15 protein-coding genes and 1 tRNA gene are annotated in these 17,005 nt (G+C 63.1%); 14 read left to right on the top strand and 2 right to left on the bottom strand.

All coding sequences use genetic code 11. From position 1 onward, the window contains the following. The first annotated feature begins 127 nt into the window (after positions 1 to 127). Positions 128 to 745, top strand: a complete 618-nt coding sequence (locus ACMT3I_RS09290) for a TetR family transcriptional regulator (protein WP_414804205.1) — start codon at positions 128 to 130, stop codon at positions 743 to 745. A 44-nt stretch (positions 746 to 789) separates the two neighbouring features. Here ACMT3I_RS09290 and acs read toward each other — a convergent pair whose 3' ends face one another. After that, positions 790 to 2,739 (bottom strand): acetate--CoA ligase, encoded by a 1,950-nt coding sequence (gene acs / locus ACMT3I_RS09285; RefSeq protein ID WP_414804204.1) that lies wholly within the window; start codon positions 2,737 to 2,739, stop codon positions 790 to 792. Between the two features lie 622 nt (positions 2,740 to 3,361). Here acs and ACMT3I_RS09280 point away from each other — a divergent pair. The 6 genes from ACMT3I_RS09280 to ACMT3I_RS09255 all read left to right on the top strand — a co-directional run bounded on the left by ACMT3I_RS09280 (position 3,362) and on the right by ACMT3I_RS09255 (position 8,141). Then, the gene (locus ACMT3I_RS09280; protein ID WP_414804203.1) at positions 3,362 to 4,672 is read left to right on the top strand and encodes a TadA family conjugal transfer-associated ATPase; all 1,311 of its coding nucleotides are present in this window, start codon (positions 3,362 to 3,364) and stop codon (positions 4,670 to 4,672) included. Between the two features lie 346 nt (positions 4,673 to 5,018). Continuing rightward, positions 5,019 to 5,825, top strand: a complete 807-nt coding sequence (locus ACMT3I_RS09275) for a pilus assembly protein TadB (RefSeq protein WP_414804202.1) — start codon at positions 5,019 to 5,021, stop codon at positions 5,823 to 5,825. A gap of 143 nt (positions 5,826 to 5,968) precedes the next feature. Beyond that, positions 5,969 to 6,724 carry an enoyl-CoA hydratase/isomerase family protein gene (locus ACMT3I_RS09270; protein WP_414804201.1) on the top strand — a complete coding sequence of 252 codons (756 nt, stop codon included), beginning with the start codon at positions 5,969 to 5,971 and terminating at the stop codon, positions 6,722 to 6,724. Between the two features lie 379 nt (positions 6,725 to 7,103). Next, positions 7,104 to 7,280 (top strand): DUF4244 domain-containing protein, encoded by a 177-nt coding sequence (locus tag ACMT3I_RS09265; protein ID WP_414804487.1) that lies wholly within the window; start codon positions 7,104 to 7,106, stop codon positions 7,278 to 7,280. Positions 7,281 to 7,407: 127 nt separating this feature from the next. After that, entirely contained in the window at positions 7,408 to 7,725 is a 318-nt protein-coding gene (locus ACMT3I_RS09260) for a TadE family type IV pilus minor pilin (RefSeq protein ID WP_414804200.1), read from the top strand. Then, the gene (locus ACMT3I_RS09255) at positions 7,701 to 8,141 is read left to right on the top strand and encodes an Rv3654c family TadE-like protein (protein ID WP_414804199.1); all 441 of its coding nucleotides are present in this window, start codon (positions 7,701 to 7,703) and stop codon (positions 8,139 to 8,141) included. Before ACMT3I_RS09260 ends, ACMT3I_RS09255 begins: the two co-directional genes overlap by 25 nt. A gap of 66 nt (positions 8,142 to 8,207) precedes the next feature. Here the strand turns inward: ACMT3I_RS09255 and ACMT3I_RS09250 are convergent, their stop codons facing one another. Next, a complete protein-coding gene (locus tag ACMT3I_RS09250; protein WP_414804198.1) occupies positions 8,208 to 8,450 on the bottom strand; it encodes a hypothetical protein in 243 nt (80 codons plus the stop codon). Positions 8,451 to 8,637: 187 nt separating this feature from the next. On the opposite strand from ACMT3I_RS09250, the gene topA reads away from it, so the two are divergent. The 7 genes from topA to ACMT3I_RS09215 all read left to right on the top strand — a co-directional run bounded on the left by topA (position 8,638) and on the right by ACMT3I_RS09215 (position 16,962). Continuing rightward, positions 8,638 to 11,595, top strand: a complete 2,958-nt coding sequence (gene topA / locus ACMT3I_RS09245; RefSeq protein WP_414804197.1) for a type I DNA topoisomerase — start codon at positions 8,638 to 8,640, stop codon at positions 11,593 to 11,595. After that, positions 11,592 to 12,221: a dTMP kinase gene (tmk, locus tag ACMT3I_RS09240; protein ID WP_414804196.1), complete on the top strand. Its 630-nt coding sequence runs from the start codon at positions 11,592 to 11,594 to the stop codon at positions 12,219 to 12,221. The genes topA and tmk overlap by 4 nt, the downstream gene beginning before the upstream one ends. 50 nt (positions 12,222 to 12,271) lie before the next feature. After that, complete coding sequence (locus tag ACMT3I_RS09235) at positions 12,272 to 13,495, top strand: DNA polymerase III subunit delta' (protein WP_414804195.1); 1,224 nt, start codon at positions 12,272 to 12,274, stop codon at positions 13,493 to 13,495. Positions 13,496 to 13,553: 58 nt separating this feature from the next. Next, positions 13,554 to 15,104, top strand: a complete 1,551-nt coding sequence (locus ACMT3I_RS09230; protein ID WP_414804194.1) for an alpha/beta hydrolase — start codon at positions 13,554 to 13,556, stop codon at positions 15,102 to 15,104. A 45-nt stretch (positions 15,105 to 15,149) separates the two neighbouring features. Then, complete coding sequence (locus tag ACMT3I_RS09225; RefSeq protein ID WP_414804193.1) at positions 15,150 to 15,785, top strand: TetR family transcriptional regulator; 636 nt, start codon at positions 15,150 to 15,152, stop codon at positions 15,783 to 15,785. Positions 15,786 to 15,830: 45 nt separating this feature from the next. Further along, positions 15,831 to 15,906: transfer RNA gene (locus ACMT3I_RS09220), tRNA-Thr, on the top strand. Positions 15,907 to 15,981: 75 nt separating this feature from the next. Further along, positions 15,982 to 16,962: a Gfo/Idh/MocA family protein gene (locus tag ACMT3I_RS09215; protein WP_414804192.1), complete on the top strand. Its 981-nt coding sequence runs from the start codon at positions 15,982 to 15,984 to the stop codon at positions 16,960 to 16,962. Positions 16,963 to 17,005: the final 43 nt, after the last annotated feature.

Below are 17,005 nucleotides of genomic sequence, written 5' to 3'. Positions count from 1 at the left end.
TGAGCGGACGATGCATGTGGCACCTTTCAGTAGTGAGATGAAGCCAAGTATGGACTAAGTCCAAAGTTGGACGCAATCCAGAACTATTCTCGGTACTGTTGACGACGGATCGATCGAGGGAGAAAGCATGGCCGAGGGGCTGAGAGAGCTCAAGATGCGCGCTGCTCGACGAGCGATGGAGCACGCTGCGGTCGAGCTTGCCTACAGCGAAGGCGTGCGGGCGGTCACGGTTGATCGGGTGTGTGCGGCGGCCATGGTGTCCCGCAGCACCTTCTTCAACTATTTCGCCTCTCTCGACGAGGCCATTTTCGGATCAGCGCTGGTCTTCGATCCTGGCCTCACCACTGACATCCTCACGCGTCATCCCCGTGACCTGGTGGTCGCAGCGGCCCTGATCGTGATGGAGTCCGTCCGCGGTCAATCCGATGACACCGTGACACAGCGGCGATTCGCGCTCTTCGCGCGAGAGCCGGGCACCACCATTGCTGTCTCGTGGTCGAGCGACGAAAGCCGTGAGCGCCTGGTGGCCGTGATCGCGGCGTGGCTCGACGAGCATCCCGAATTTGCCCGATTAGCCGACACCGACCACGCCACCGAAGCTCGGCTGACGGTGGGGCTCTCGATCGCACTCGGAGACGAGGTGGCTCGGCATGCCCACGAGGTCGACGGGGAGTTCCCCATCGACCTCGAGACATTTCATACTGCGCGGCGTCGGATGGCGGCGATCAGCACGCCGACCGCGTGATCGAGTGACCGCCTGACACGTGGCGCCCGTCGCTCAGTGGCTGCCTAGTTCTTGATCTTCGCAGAGATGATCTGCATCACCGACGTGTCGGCGAGGGTCGTGGTGTCGCCGATCTCTCGACCCTCGGCCACATCGCGCAACAGGCGGCGCATGATCTTGCCAGAGCGGGTCTTTGGCAGCTCGTTGACGACGAAGATCTGACGTGGGCGAGCGATGGCACCGATCTGCTGCGCCACGTGCGCGCGCAGCACCTCGACGACATCCTCGTTGGCCGCGGCATCCGTCTGGCTTGCCTTGATGATCACGAAAGCCACAACCGCCTGGCCGGTGGTCTCGTCAGCGGCGCCGACGACTGCAGCCTCAGCCGTGAGCGGATGCGCCACCAGCGACGATTCGATCTCGGCCGTCGAGAGGCGGTGGCCAGACACGTTCATCACGTCGTCGACGCGACCGAGCAGCCAGATGTCGCCATCCTCGTCGAGGCGCGCCCCGTCGCCGGCGAAGTACTTGTCGCCGAACTTGTCCCAGTAGGTCTCCTTGAAACGCTCCGGGTCGCCCCAGATACCGCGCAGCATCGCCGGCCACGGCTCTGTGACAACGAGAAGACCGCCGTTGCCGTTGCCGACATGCTTTCCCTCATCGTCGACGACGTCGATGTTGATGCCGGGAATCGCAACCTGAGCAGAGCCCGGCTTTGTCGAGGTGACGCCGGCCAGCGCAGAAATCATGATGCCGCCGGTCTCCGTCTGCCACCAGGTGTCGACGACGGGTGTGATGTCGCTGCCGATAACCTCGCGGTACCACATCCAGGCCTCGGGGTTGATGGGCTCACCCACCGAGCCGAGCACGCGCAGGCTGCTCAGGTCGAACTCCTGTGGAATCTGGCGACCGAGCTTCATGAAGGTACGGATGGCGGTCGGCGCGGTGTAGAGGATGCTCACCTTGTACTTCTCGATGATTTCCCACCAGCGCCCGGGGTGCGGGCTGTCTGGCGTGCCCTCGTAGAGCACCTGGGTGGCGCCGTTGGCGAGCGGACCGTATGCCACGTAGCTGTGTCCGGTGATCCAGCCGACATCGGCAGTGCACCAGTACACATCGGTTTCCGGGTGCAGGTCAAAGACGTTCTTGTGGGTGAACGCTGCCTGGGTGAGGTAGCCACCGCTGGTGTGCAGGATGCCCTTGGGCTTCCCCGTCGTGCCAGAGGTATAAAGGATGAACAGGGGATTCTCGGCGGGGAACGCCTCGGCGGTGTGATCGAGATCAGCGGCGCCGATCGCGTCGTGCCACCAGATGTCGCGGTCATTCCACTCGACATCCTGGCCGGTGCGCTTGACGACGAGCACATTGCGCACGGTCGAGTCGCCGCTCTGCAGGGCAGCATCGACGGCGGGCTTCAGCGCTGACGCGCGGCCCTTGCGGTAGCCGCCGTCCGCGGTGATGACAAGAACAGCGCTGGCGTCATCGATGCGAGAGCGCAGGCTGTCTGCACTGAATCCACCGAAGATCACCGAGTGCACCGCACCGAGGCGTGCGACGGCCAGCATGGCGATGACGGCCTCCGGGATCATCGGGAGGTAGATGGCGACCCGATCGCCGGCCTTGACGCCGAGGCTGGCGAGCACATTCGCCGCGCGCTTGACCTCTGCGGTCAGTTCGGCGTAAGTAAGGGAGCGGCTGTCGCCCGGCTCCCCTTCGAAGTGCAGTGCCACGCGGTCACCGTTGCCAGCAAGAACGTGACGATCGAGGCAGTTGTACGCGACGTTGAGATGGCCATCGTCGAACCATTTCGCGAATGGCGGGTTCGACCAGTCGAGGGTGCGGGTGAATGGCTTGTGCCAGTGGATCAGCTCGCGTGCCTGGTCGGCCCAAAAGCCAAGTCGATCGGCTGCTGCGGCCTCATATAGCTCTGGCGAGGCGACTGCGGCGGCCTGAAAGGCGGGTTCCGGTGGGAACTGACGAGATTCGTCGAGCAGGTGATCAATCTGGACGCTCATATTTCTGGTGTCGCTCCTTTGCGCTACGTTCCGGTGGGCAAGCTGCGGCCCGAGAAGAACCCTACTCTGCCGCGGGTTGCTACGAAGGTGCGTTGAAACGCGACGAAATCTGAATTCCAGCGGGCCAAAATAGGGGTGCTTACACCACTCGGATCGATGCGGATGTCGCGTGCAGGAAAAAGTGTGGGTAATTTTCCTGGAAACAAGGCCGGAAAATTGGGGAAAAAGGGCTTCTGGCCCAGAGTTTTACTATGGTTTTGCTGTTAAGTCACCTTGCCCCCACTTTTGAGGGCATTGAGACTTGCGGATCTGGGCTGGGCGCGTACTATTAGACGTGTGTGGACGAAAGTTCGCACTTGCAGTGCGTGACGTTCCCCCCAACAAGCGCACTGCCGAGGCGGCACCTGTTCCCCCCAATAGGTGCCGCCCCCCTTCTTTTAACCGACGGTTTAGCTCGTGAGGTCCGTTCGGGTTCCTGTTGTTTCGGTTTCTCCCGCCAGTCGTTCTTGGACTGCCCAGATTGCTCGGCTTCCGCAGTCCTCCACTGTCGTCACAGATCGCAGTTCTTCACCGACATTCCATCGGCCCCCACGTCGGTGTGAGTTGTTCATAGCGTGCAGGGATGTTCGCTCCTTTTGACGATGTTCAGTTCGGCGATTCGGTTGCCGCAAGCACACAGTTCGATCGCGCCGATCGCGCCGATCTAGACGAACGATCTGGCGTCGGTGCTGTCCAGCGGGTCGACCGGTTCGTTGCGATGCCGACGGCCCTCAGCGGCACAACACCGCGCAGTGCCTTGCCCACTCGTCTGAACGGGAGCGCCAGCCCGCCATCGGTGTCGGGGCAGGGGGCGGCCACCGAGCGATCAGAGTTCGACCAGCTGATTTCCGCCGAGCCCGCGTACTACGAGCCGGTGTCTGCCCGACCCATCCGCGGCCAGTCGGTGTCCGCCCGACCAACCTTGGGCCAGCCTGCAGCCGACCTGTCGGTCTTGGGTCAGCTGGAAGAGTTCGCGCATGCACCCGGTGTCACCGATCTCTGTGTGAACGGTGACACCGGGCTCTGGAGCGATACCGGCACCGGCCTCATCCAACGGCCGGAGTGGCAACTCGACGAGGCGGGTGTTCGTGCCCTCGCAGTTCGATTGATCGCTCTCGGCGGCCGACATATCGACGAGGCGAGCCCCTGCGTTGATGTGCGCCTGGGTGATGGCATTCGCGTGCACGCAGTGCTGCCGCCGGTATCAAGTTCGGGAACCCTGATATCGATTCGGCTGCCGAGTGCGTTCAGGCTGAGCCTGGTCTCGCTCGCCGCCGCTGGCATGTTCGGAACAGGTCAGGATGCCAGCAGCGTGCTGACTCGGCTTCGCCAGATAGTCGTCTCACGGGAGAACTTTCTGATCACCGGGGCGGCGGGCAGCGGCAAGACAACGTTGCTCGCCGGGATGCTCGGCGAGGTGCCCTCTGACGAGCGGATCGTGGTGATCGAAGACGTTGCCGAGTTGAGAATCGCGCATCCGCACGTCGTCGGTCTCGAAGCACGACAGGCAAACCTTGAGGGTGCAGGCCATATCGGTCTCGAACGCCTGGTTAGGGAGGCGCTGCGGATGCGGCCAGATCGTTTGATCCTGGGCGAGTGTCGTGGCGTCGAGGTGAGGGAGTTGCTGGCCGCGCTGAACACCGGACACGACGGTGGTGCCGGCACCCTGCACGCGAATTCGGTCAGTGACGTCCCGGCCAGGCTCGAAGCGCTGGGTGCTGTAGCAGGGATGAGCCAGGAGGCCGTCGCCCGTCAAACTGTCAGCGCGGTGAGTTGGGTGCTGCACGTCGAACGCACCGATGCAGGCAGACGGCTGGCGCAAGTCGCGCGCTTCGAACTTGATTCGGCTGGCCGGTTGGCGGTGAAGACGCATGAGTCGTGGACAGGGCGCTAGTCAGCGCCGCACCAGTCAGTACCGAAACCAAGCCGCCCAACTGCCCATTGAACGAGTGGCCGCATTGACGCAGCGCCTCGCGGTGTTGCTGGGTGCCGGAGTCTCTCCGCTCACGGTGTGGAGCTATCTGGCGCCCAGGACCGCTACTTCTAGCCTTGCTGCTGCAGCTTCTGTTTCGACGGCCGCCACACATAGAGGACCGCAGCTTCTGGGCGGCACACGCACAGGCGCGGTCACAGTCGAGGTCGCGAGCAAAGGAACAGGCTTACGGCCACGGCCAACACGTTGGCGAAATCTGGTTCCGCACTCGGCGAGAGCGCCGGATCCGCCCGACGATGAAGTGATCGTGCACGCCGCAGCGCTCGCGGGCCCACGCGGCGAGAGTGTCGCCGACGCAATCGTTTCTGCCGCAGCAGACCTAGATGCTCAAGCTGCAGCATCCTGGCGGGGGATAGCCGCCGCGTGGGCAGTAGCCACCGCGTCGGGGGCGCCTCTGGCCCGCTGCCTCCGCGACCTGGCTGTTTCGTTTCGGGAGTTGGGACAGCTGCAGCGAGACGTGGAAGTCGCCTTGGCTGGGCCCAAGGCGACAGCACGCATGGTGATGGGCTTGCCTGTCATCGGCATCCTGCTCGGAATGCTGATGGGATTCGACACCCTCGGTACGCTGCTGACCACAGTGCCTGGCCTGTTCTGCCTGGGTGCCGGGGCACTGCTCATGCTTGTCGGTGCTCGCTGGAATCGGGGGCTCGTGCGCAGGGCCGGCGACGGAGCAGCAACACCGGGACTAGACCTTGACCTGATGGCGATTGCCATGTCGGGCGGCGGCTCGTTGTCCCGTGCTCGGGAACTCGTTGATGCGGTCATCATCCGCTTCGACATCGTGGCGTCCGCGCCACAGGGCTTGCAACCGAGCAGCGCGCTCCTGGCGGTACTGGATCTGTCTGAGCGCGCTGGTGTGCCGGCGGCAGAGCTGCTGCGGAGCGAGGCCGAGCATGCTCGCCTGGTTGCCAGAACAGACGGGCAACGGCGCGCTGCGACGCTTGCAGTGACTCTCATGCTGCCGCTTGGCCTCTGCATCCTGCCCGCTTTCATGCTCGTTGGAGTCGCGCCACTGCTGATCTCCGTGGTCTCCTCCACATTCGGATCGCTGTGAGCTTCTGTACCTCGTGCCGGCGCGGCCACCGATAGTGCCGGTGCGACACCCGTAGAGAGGGAGAAGGACGGAGTTAGGTGGTGCGCACGCAGACCAGACCGCGGGTAGATGCCAGGAGCATGGTCTCCCTTAGGATTCCGGTTATGACTACTGCAGTGTTGCTGAAGATCTACGACGGGATCGCCCGGATTACCCTGAACCGCCCCGACCGGCTCAACGCATTCGACGCCGAGATGGCGGAAGACTGGGCTCAGGTAACGCGAGTGGCAGTGAATTCGAGTGAGGTGAATGCCATTCTCGTGAATGCAGCTGGTCGTGCGTTTTGTGCGGGCGGCGATGTTCGCTCAATGGCGGAGTTGGAAGATCGCGGCGCCGCCATGAGCCGACTTGCGCAGCTGATCAACGAAGGCATCCTGCACCTCGTCGAGTCTTCGAAGCCCGTCGTCGCTGCGGCGCAGGGGGCGACGGCCGGTGGAGGTCTCGGAATTCTGCTCGCATCGGATTACGCAGTCATCGAAGCGTCGTCGAAGGTTGGCAGCCTCTATGCCGGAGTCGGTCTTACTCCAGACCTTTCGGTCTCTGCGCAGTTGGCGCGTGCGGTCGGCGAACGCCGGGCGCTTCAACTCGTACTGCAGGAGCGGATGTTGAACGCAGACGAGTCCGTCGAGTGGGGCATTGCTGCAGAGAAGGTCGAAGACGGTGAAGCGCTCGGCCGTGCTGAGGCGATCGCCGCCCAATGGGTTGAGAATGCGCATGCCTACGGCGAGGCGAAGCGCCTCATTCGGTCGCAGCCCACGCGGAGTTTCAGGGATCAGCTTGCCGAGGAGGCTCGCACGATTGGCGCGGCGTCGATCACGCCGCAAGGTGACAAGCGCATTCGCGCGTTTGCATCGCGCTAGCATCACGCCGTCTGCATCGGGATGATGTGCAGCGAGCAGGCTCACGACCCTCATGCTGTCGCTGGGCCTGACCGTGCCTGTGCCTGTGCCTGTGCCTGTGCATTGCGTTGCACCGCTCCTGATTTCAGTGGTCTCCTCCACATTCCGTTCGCTCCAAACTTCTGCACCGAAAGCCACCTGTCGCTGACGGCAGCTGGTATCCGGCGCATGCTGATTCTGCTCGCGCCGATCCAGCTGAAGACCAGAGGGCCACCGATTCACGTGGTCATCCATACAAGGAGAAGAACAGATGTCGATGGTGCGCACATTCAGAAATAATCGATCCAACGGGCTGGCACGCCGACTGCGGGTGCGCGATTCACGCGACGGCCGCGGCCCGATCCGGCGCAGGGTGACGAGGCGCCTGGCCGGCGATGAGGGCGCGGCGACCGCCGAATATGCCGTAGCGACGATGGCCGCAGTCGGGTTCGCCGGGCTTCTCATCGTCATTTTGCGAGGTGACGAGGTGCGAGGAATTCTGACGGACCTGGTGCGCAATGCGCTCTCTGTGGGCTGAGTCGGCCGCCGACACCGAGAGTACCGATCGAGGCGCCGATCGAGCCTCTGTCCGAGTCAACGATCGGGCCGCCGACCGCCACTCCGGGAGGATTACCGGTCGCGCGGGGCGACGGGAAGGCGGAAGCGTGACCGCAGAGTTCGCGACTGTCCTGCCCGCCGTCGTGTTGGTTCTTGGCTGCTGCCTCGGGGCCGTCGCCGTGGTGGGCCAGCAGGTTCGATTGGCGGATTCAGCTGCGGATGCCGCTCGCTCGCTGGCCAGGGGTGACGACCCTGGCCATGCGGTCGCGCTGGCTGCCCGCGCAGGAAGCGAGGTCGCCTTAATATCCGAGCGTCGGGGTGAATTCACCTGTGCCATCCTGCGGGCACCGTCCACGGTCGGTCCGTTTGCAGCGCTCGGACTAATCGTGGAGGCCTCATCGTGCGCGCTCGCCGGAGGGCTCTGACTCGCAGGCCTTGGCGCCCCCGAGTGGTCGGTGGCTGGAATTTATCCAGTGAGGAGACTGACGTTCTCGGGGGCGCCAACGATGAGGGATCCGGAACCATCCTTGGTGTGGCAATCATCGCGGCAACGATGCTTGCCACCGGGCTCGTCGTCACCACGTTCTCCGTGCTGGCACTTCAACAGGGCGTTCACAATGCGGCCGACGCTGCAGCACTCGCGGCTGCTGATATCGCTTCGGGAGCGATTGGCGGATTCCCCTGTGAGGCAGCAGAACAGGCAGCAACGCTCAATGGAGCATCAGTGAGTTTGTGTGGTGTCGATGGGTTGATCGCCGAGATCAGTGTGGAACGCGCGGTTGGCCCCTTCATGCTTCGCTCACGGGCGCGTGCCGGTCCTCCAGACGGAGACGCCGATTAGTGACGACTAGCGCCGGTTACGGGGAGGCGAAGGGTGTGAGTGCTGGGCGGGGTGGTGGGAGCGGTATTATTCGAATACAGCTTCAAGGTAGCGATAGTCAACGGCGCTCGGCTTATCCGGATTCTCGGAAGCCTGAAACTCCAGCCCGGCGCCGCGTGCATACAGGTAACGCTTGTTGCTCGCACTGGCGGGGATCTTCAACTGTGGTTGGGGATCACCGGATTCCAGAAACTCGACGGTGATGGTCTTACCCTCAAGGGGACCATCGGTTAGCTTCGCAGTGTAGGTGCCGGTTGATGCTGTAACCATGCTTCCATTGTCCTCGGGAACAACCGAGGGGCAAGGGGTTGGAGTCTCAACGTCGAGGCTCGCGTCTGGCCTCGACCGCGGGTCTCACGGTAAACGCTGAACTAACGTGCAGCACACTGAATACGGCGCACTGTCCATTCCTATGTGTATGGTGTGCCTTGTTCCCATCACATATAAGAGGAGTCTGGTGCCAGGCACTAAGAAGCTGGTCATCGTTGAGTCGCCGACCAAGATGAAGTCGATCGCGCAGTACCTGGGCGACGGCTACGAGGTACTTTCCTCCGTCGGACACATCCGCGACCTGGTCGAACCCAAGAACTTGCCTCCTGAGCTCAAAAAGGGCGCGCTGGGCAAGTTCTCCGTCGACGTCGACAACGGATTCGAACCCTATTACGTGGTGTCCGACTCCAAGAAGAAGACTGTCGCCGAACTCAAGCGCGCGCTGAAGGATGCCGACGAGCTCCTGCTCGCAACTGATGAGGACCGCGAGGGCGAGGCCATCGCTTGGCACCTGCTGCAGGTGCTCGCGCCCAAGGTTCCCGTCCGTCGCATGGTGTTCCACGAGATCACCAAGGACGCCATCCTGGCGGCCAAAGACAACACCCGCGAGCTCGACACCGCTCTGGTCGACGCGCAGGAGACCCGCCGTATCCTCGACCGTCTTTACGGTTACGAGATTTCTCCCGTGCTCTGGCGCAAGGTCGGTCCCGGCCTCTCCGCCGGTCGCGTGCAGTCAGCGGCAACCCGTCTCGTTGTCGACAGGGAACGCGAGCGCCTCGCGTTCGTCTCTGCCAGCTACTGGGACCTGATCGCCAAGCTGGCGGCATCCGCTGCAGACGATGCAGCCGGATTCGACGCCAAGCTCGTGCGTATCAACGGCGACCGGATCGCCACCGGCGCTGACTTCGATGACACTGGCGAACTCAAGCCCAAGGTGCAGGCCGCCGTGCTCGACGAGGAGTCCGCCCTCGCGCTCGCCGAGGCCCTCAAGAAGCCGGATGTCGACCTCACCGTCACGAAGGTCGCCGCCAAGCCGTACCGCCGCAGTCCTGCAGCGCCGTTCACGACCTCGACGCTGCAGCAGGAAGCCGCGCGCAAGCTGCGCTTCACCGCGCGTCAGACCATGAGCGTTGCCCAGTCGTTGTACGAAAACGGCTACATCACGTACATGCGAACCGACTCCCCGTCGCTGTCGCAGCAGGCGATTACCGCTGCCCGGACACAGGCCGCGTCGCTGTACGGCCCCGAAACGGTGCCGGACAAGCCCCGTCTGTACAAGGGCAAGAGTAAGAATGCCCAGGAGGCGCACGAGGCTATTCGTCCGTCGGGCGACACGTTCCGCACTCCCGCATCGCTTGCTTCAAGCCTGCGCGGCAACGACTACAAGCTGTACGAGCTGATCTGGAAGCGCACCGTTGCTTCGCAGATGGCCGATGCCACCGGTTCGACGGCATCCGTCACCATCTCCGCCGGCCCGACCGGTCCGTCAGACCAGCCGTCGGCATCCGGCGTTCTCGCCGAATTCGCCGCGAGCGGTACCGTCATCACCTTCCGCGGCTTCATGCTTGCCTACGAAGAGTCACGCGATGAAGAGCGCAACGCTGCTTCAGACCCGACTGAGTCGAAGCTTCCGCCGCTCGAAGAGGGCCAGGTTCTTACCCTGGTCGACGTCGAGGCCAAGGGCCACGAGACCACCCCGGCAGCTCGGTACACCGAGGCCAGCCTGGTCAAGAAGCTCGAAGAGCTCGGGATCGGTCGTCCGTCGACGTACGCCTCGATCATTTCAACGATCACCGACCGCGGCTACGTGACTCCACGCGGCCAGGCGCTCATCCCCAACTGGATCGCCTTCTCGGTTGTCCGGTTGCTCGAGGACTACTTCGGCGACCTGGTCGAATACGACTTCACCGCCGAGATGGAGAACGACCTCGACCGCATTGCAGATGGCGAAGCCGAGCGTGTCGACTGGCTGACCAGCTTCTACTTCGGCTCCGACAAGCACAAGGGCCTGCGTCAGGTCATCGACAACCTCGGTGAGATCGACGCCAAGGCCGTCAACTCGGTCAGGATCGCCGATGACATCACCTTGCGTATCGGCAAGTACGGCCCATACCTTGAAACTGTCGACCCGGATGCCGCACCAGACGCTCCGCCGCGTCGTGTCAATATCCCACCGGAGCTGGCACCAGACGAGCTGACCGCGGCCAAGGCGCGCGAGCTCATCGAGGCGCCTGTCGTCACCGACCGTGTGATTGGCGTGAACCCAGACAACGGCAAGAACGTCGTGGCCAAGGATGGCCGTTTCGGCCCGTACGTAACCGAGGTCGACCCGGAACCAGAGGTTGACGCGGCTGCAGTTGCTGCGGCCGCCACCACCGAAGCTCAGAGCGTCGACCAGGCAACGGGCGAGGTCACCGAGACGAAGCCGAAGAAGAAGCCGGCAGCGAAGAAGGCAGCCGCTCTGCCCAAGGCGCGTACAGCTTCGCTGTTCAAGTCGATGGACCTGGCGTCGATCGACCTGGACACCGCGCTCCGCTTGCTCGATTTGCCGCGCGTCGTGGGAACCGACCCGGAATCCGGCGAAGAGATCGCGGCGCAGAACGGAAAGTTCGGTCCGTACCTGAAGAAGGGCACCGACTCCCGTTCGCTCACCAGCGAAGACCAGATCTTCGAGATCGACTTACCTGGTGCTCTCGAGCTGTTTGCGCAGCCGAAGTATGGCGCCCGCCGCGCCTCCAGCGCACTCAAAGAGTTTGAAGCGCCGGACCCGGAGAGCGGCAAGGCCATCAAGATCAAGGACGGCCGCTTCGGTGCGTACGTAACCGATGGTGTCACCAACGCGACGATCCCGAAGTCCGAGAGTATCGAAGACATCGATTTCGATCGCGCGGTGCAGATCCTCGCAGACAAGCGTGCCAAGGGGCCGGCTAAGCCGCGCGCCAAGGCTCCAGCGAAGAAGGCAGCTGCCAAGAAGCCGGCAGCGAAGAAGGCTCCGGCAAAGAAGGCGACGACAGCGAAGGCCCCTGCGAAGCGGGCGGCGGTCGTAAAGACGCCGGAAGAGAAAGCGGCCATCGCTGCCAAGGCTGCTGCCACCCGTGCGGCGAATGCTGCAGCAAAGGCGGCAGGCGCTGGCGCAACGTCGTGACCGGTTTGTTCATCACCCTTGAGGGCGGCGACGGATCGGGCAAGTCGACCCAGGCGAAACTTCTGACCGACTGGCTCGAAGAGCAGGGGCACACCGTGCTGCGCTCTCGCGAGCCAGGCGGCACCGATCTCGGTGTCGAGATTCGCGAGATCGTGCTCCATCACCGTGGCGATATCGCTCCCCGTGCCGAAGCCCTGCTGTATGCGGCCGACCGCGCACATCACATCAGCACCAAGGTGCGCCCGGCTCTCGAGCGGGGCGACATCGTGGTGCAGGATCGCTACCTCGATTCGTCGGTCGCCTATCAGGGCGCCGGTCGGGTTCTGGGTGGCGATGAGGTGCGCGAGTTGTCGCTGTGGGCAGCCGAGGGGCTCCTGCCCGATGTCACGATTCTGCTCGACCTCGACGAGACGGCAGCCAGGTCACGCCTGAATGCCGCCAATAAGCGGTTCGATCGGCTGGAGGCGGAGAAGGGCGAGTTTCACGCCAAAGTCCGTGCTTCATTCCTCGACCTCGCTGCGGCCGAGCCCGAGCGTTTCATCGTCGTCGACGCGACAGCGAAACCAGAGGTCATTGCCGCGGAGATCCGGGAGCGCGTCGCGCCCCTGCTTGCCGATCGCGCCTAGCGATCGCCGAGCGCAGCTCACTGTCGGACTCGGACTGTACCCTTGGAGCTATGGGAGTGTGGGACGGCCTGACGGGTCAAGCGGAGGCTATCGCCATTTTCCGCGCCGCCGCCGAACGAGTTCCGGCTCTGGCGGGCTCGGCAGCCTCAACCACCAGCTCCTCGGTCGGCAGTGCCGCATCAGGTAGTACCGCTGGCAGCACGACTGCCAGCGCATCGATGACCCACGCCTGGCTGATCACCGGGCCGCCTGGCTCGGGTCGGTCGAACCTCGCATTTGCCTTCGCCACAGCCCTTCTGAGCCCCGGAGACGAGGCCGGCGACGAGGCGGCGAAACGCCAGGTCGACGCTCGCACTCACCCCGACCTCACCGTGCTCTCGACCGAGGGCGTCATCATCAAGATGGACTCGGTCAAAGAGGTTGTGGCCAGGTCGCAGTATTCTCCCTCGATCGGTCGCTATCGGGTCATCGTCGTCGAAGACGCCGACCGGATGGTGGAGCGCACCTCGAACGTGCTGCTCAAGGCTCTCGAGGAGCCCCCGGAGCGCACCGTGTGGATCCTGTGCGCACCGAGCGAAGCAGATCTGCTCCCGACAATCCGTTCCCGCGTGCGCACCGTGCGGTTGCGCGTTCCCAGCGTCGAAGACGTGGCAGACCTGCTCGTTGCCCGTGACGGAGTCGACCCAGGCATCGCCTTGCGGTCGGCGCGCGAAGCCCAAAGTCACATTGGCATGGCACATCGCCTGGCAACGAACGCCGAGGCGCGTGAGCGTCGTGAGGAGACCTTGCGTACCGCGCTCGGCATCCGCTCGGTGTCTACCGCCGTCATGGCTGCTGCTCGCCTGCTGGCTATCGCCGGCGATGATGCCAAGGCCATCACCATCGAGCGCGATGCCGAAGAGCGCGACGGCGTGCTGCGCTCACTCGGTGTTGCCCCTGGCCAATCGATTCCCCCGGCACTCCGAAGCCAGCTGAAAGCGCTCGAAGACGACCAGAAGCGCCGGGCGACGAGAAGCCTGCGCGACGGCATCGACCGGATTCTGGTCGACCTCGTTTCGCTCTACCGCGACATCATGATGGTGCAACTGGGGCGGGCAGACTCTGCGATCAACCGTGAGTTGTTGCCCGAATTGCAGGCCGCCGCCGACGTGAGTAGTCCGGCTGCATCACTGGCCACCATGGATGCAATTGCTCTCGCGAGGCAGCGGATCGAATCGAACGTGGCTCCCGCACTCGCGCTTGAAGCCATGCTCGTGTCGGCAATCCGCCGCTGAGCCACACTCCGAGACAGTCAGAAACGACGCCCGTCAGACAGGGACGAAAGAGGAACACGTGACGAAGACTCGCACCCGACGGTCGGCCAAGGCCGCCCTCGCTCTTGCCGCAGCACTCGTTGTGACTATCGGGCTGAGCGGATGCGTCACCTGGTTCATGCCCAAGCAGGCACAGTCGACCTCTGTACCGACCGGCGAAAACGTCGACGCTGCGCTGCAGCCGTTCTATAACCAGGTGCTGATCTGGTCTGACTGTGGCGATGGCCTGCAGTGCGCGACGGCGAAGGCTTCTCTTGACTGGACTGACCCCGCTGCTGGCGACATCGAACTTGCCCTGGTGCGCCATCCGGCCACCGGCTCTGATCGTCTGGGCTCGCTGCTGGTCAACCCGGGTGGACCCGGTGCCTCCGGCTATGACTTCGTAAAGGAGAGTGTCGACTACGCCACCGACAAGTCGCTGCAGGCGGCATACGACATCGTTGGATTCGATCCTCGAGGTGTCGGCCGTTCCTCCGCCGTCGCCTGCTACGACGCGGGCCAGATGGACGAGTACCTGTATGGCATTCCGGCGGCCGAACGTGGAACTGATGCCTGGATCGGTGAGCTGGAGGCGGCTGCCGCCGACTTCGGTTCGGCGTGCGAGACCGAGACCGGCGCACTCCTCGGACATGTCGACACGGTCAGTGCTGCGCACGACCTAGACCTGCTGCGGGCCATCCTGGGGGACACCCAGCTCAACTACCTGGGTTATTCGTACGGCACCTTCCTCGGTGCCACATACGCTGAGCTCTACCCGAGCAAGGTCGGCCGTATGGTGCTCGACGGTGCTGTTGATCCGTCAACGAGCAACTTCGAGGTCACCCGGGTGCAGGCTCAGGGATTCGAAAGCGCACTGCGCGCCTACCTGACCGACTGCCTCGCCGGCACCTCGTGTCCATTCAGCGGCACGGTCGATCAGGCGATGGCGACCATCGGATCGCTGCTCGACTCAGTCGACGCGAACCCCATCACCGGATCCGATGGACGCCAACTGGGTTCCAGCGCCCTGTTGACCGCGATCATCTATCCGCTGTATCAGGCGAACGCCTGGACCTACCTCAGTGAGATGTTGACCAGTGTGATGAAGGGCGAAGCCGACTACGCGTTCCAGTTCGCTGATGCCTACAACGGCCGCGGATCTGACGGCACCTACCTCGACAACTCAACCGAAGCCTTCACGGCGATCAACTGCGTCGATTACACCTACAACGACGACCCGGCGAGCATGCGGGCGCAAGCGGCCGAGATCGAGGCCTCGGCGCCCACGATCGGCAAGTACATGACGTTCGGCGACATCAGCTGTGCCAACTGGCCGTACAAGTTCGAGGGTGAGCGTTCCGAAATTCACGCCGAGGGGGCTGCGCCCATCCTGGTCGTCGGTACGACGAACGACCCGGCAACGCCGTACGTGTGGGCACAAAACCTGGCGGAGCAGTTGGAGAGTGGCCAGCTTGTCACTTTTGAGGGCGAAGGTCATACCGCTTACAACAAGTCCAACTCTTGTGTGAACGACGCCGTCGACAACTATCTGCTCAAGGGAACCGTGCCAGCCGAAGATCCGATGTGCTGATCGTGAGCCCTATGCAAATCGGGGCACCGTGAAATAATTGAGGTTATGTCAAACCATGCAGAGGCGGGGCTGAGGGAACGCAAACGTGTGGCAACCCAGCGGAGCATCCAGCATGCCGCGCTGACTCTCGCGTTGGAACGCGGCATGGACAAGATGACGATCGAAGAGATCAGCCGGATAGCAAAGATCTCACCTCGCACCTTCTTCAACTACTTTCCTTCGAAGGATGCAGCCTTGGTCGGAGACGTCCCTGGGTTTACTTCTGACGAGTCGCTGGAAGCCTTTGTTCATGGTGGCCCTGACGCGCCGCTGCTTCCGCAGCTGGCAGATTTACTCGTGACTAATCTGCTTCCAATCGAGGAGGATCGCGAGATCCACCTACTCCGACGGACAGTGCTGAGGGAGAACACGCAACTGATCGGCATGCGGATGGCAACTCTGCGCGGATTTGAAATGCGATTGCAGGATGCCATCGAGCGTCGGCTCGCTGCCGACGATCCCAGTCTCGCGTCTGATAAAGAAAGCCTCACTGAACAGGCATTACTTTTCACGCTTATCGCCGTCGCTACCACGCGGCACGCCTGGAGATGTTGGGCTGATTCAGTCGGACAGGTCACACTTTCTGAGCGAGTGAAAGCTTCATTTGGTGAGGTGTACAAGATCGCTCTCCAGACACGCTAAGCTTGTTTGCTGTGTCACCGAGGAGTTTTGAAAAGAACTTCTCACGCCGCCTTAGCTCAGTCGGTAGAGCGATTCACTCGTAATGAATAGGTCATCAGTTCGATTCTGATAGGCGGCCCCACTGCCCCTTCCGGTTTTCCGGAGGGGGCTTTTTCGTGCGGTGCAGCAGAGTCCCGATTATCGATAGGCTCCATTCATGACTGCACTTCGATGGGGAATTCTGGCCACTGGCGGTATCGCGCACTCGTTCACGAGCGACCTGGTTGACAACGGTTTCACCGTTCAGGCCGTCGGTTCACGCTCTCAGGAGTCGGCCGACGCCTTCGCCGCCGAATTCGGCATCCCCACCGCGCACCCCAGCTATGAAGAGCTGGCTGCAGACCCGGATGTCGACATCATCTACATCTCGACCCCGCACCCGTTTCACGCGGCGAACGCGGCGCTGGCGCTGGACGCCGGCAAGCACGTGCTGATCGAAAAGCCAATCGCCCTGAATGCCCGTGAGACGCGCGAGATCGTCGAACTGGCCGCAGAGAAGGGCCTGCTGGTCCTGGAAGCCATGTGGACCCGGTTCCTGCCGCACATGGTGCGGATCAGGGAAATCCTGGCCGCCGGCACTCTCGGCGAGGTCCAGTCGCTGGTCGCAGACCACACTCAGAAGCTGTCTGATGACCCCGCTCACCGCATCAACTCACTCGAACTCGGCGGCGGCGCACTGCTCGACCTTGGCATCTACCCCGTTTCGTTTGCGCACGCAGTGTTCGGCGCTCCGGAGTCCATCGTGTCAAGCGCCACCTTCAAGGACACGGGAGCGGATGCCCAGCTTGCGGTGGCTTTCACCTACGCAGGCGGACAGGTCGCATCAACCTTCACCTCGAGCGTGGCCAAGGGTCCCAACACGGCCAGCCTGCTTGGCAGCGCCGCCCGCATCGACATCGACGGGGTCTGGTACACCGGAACGTCATTCAGGGTGGTTGCCACTGACGGAGAGATCCTCGAATCTTTCAGCTCTGATTTCGTCGGCCGCGGGATGCACTTCCAGGCTGCCGAAGCGCAGCAGCTGGTGAGCGAGGGGAAGACCGCGAGCGAGATCCTGAGCCCAGCCGAATCCGTAGCGATCATGGAGACGCTCGATGAAATTCGCGCTCAGATCGGTCTCGTATATCCGGGGGAGTAGGCCTACCCGGTGCCCCGCCGACTACCCAGAGACAAACGATAAA

It is taken from the genome of Leifsonia sp. A12D58 (genome assembly GCF_047530025.1).
GTDB lineage: Bacteria > Actinomycetota > Actinomycetes > Actinomycetales > Microbacteriaceae > Cryobacterium.
The sequence above is the reverse complement of the archived record's forward strand: the minus strand, read 5'-3'. Positions and strand labels throughout refer to the sequence as shown.

Excerpts from the sequence above, each read along its gene's own strand:
- ACMT3I_RS09290 (WP_414804205.1), top strand. The coding sequence starts at position 128 with ATGGCCGAGGGGCTGAGAGAGCTCAAGATGCGCGCTGCTCGACGAGCG.
- acs (WP_414804204.1), bottom strand. The coding sequence starts at position 2,739 with ATGAGCGTCCAGATTGATCACCTGCTCGACGAATCTCGTCAGTTCCCA.
- ACMT3I_RS09280 (WP_414804203.1), top strand. The coding sequence starts at position 3,362 with ATGTTCGCTCCTTTTGACGATGTTCAGTTCGGCGATTCGGTTGCCGCA.
- ACMT3I_RS09270 (WP_414804201.1), top strand. The coding sequence starts at position 5,969 with ATGACTACTGCAGTGTTGCTGAAGATCTACGACGGGATCGCCCGGATT.
- ACMT3I_RS09250 (WP_414804198.1), bottom strand. The coding sequence starts at position 8,450 with ATGGTTACAGCATCAACCGGCACCTACACTGCGAAGCTAACCGATGGT.
- ACMT3I_RS09235 (WP_414804195.1), top strand. The coding sequence starts at position 12,272 with ATGGGAGTGTGGGACGGCCTGACGGGTCAAGCGGAGGCTATCGCCATT.
- ACMT3I_RS09225 (WP_414804193.1), top strand. The coding sequence starts at position 15,150 with ATGTCAAACCATGCAGAGGCGGGGCTGAGGGAACGCAAACGTGTGGCA.
- ACMT3I_RS09215 (WP_414804192.1), top strand. The coding sequence starts at position 15,982 with ATGACTGCACTTCGATGGGGAATTCTGGCCACTGGCGGTATCGCGCAC.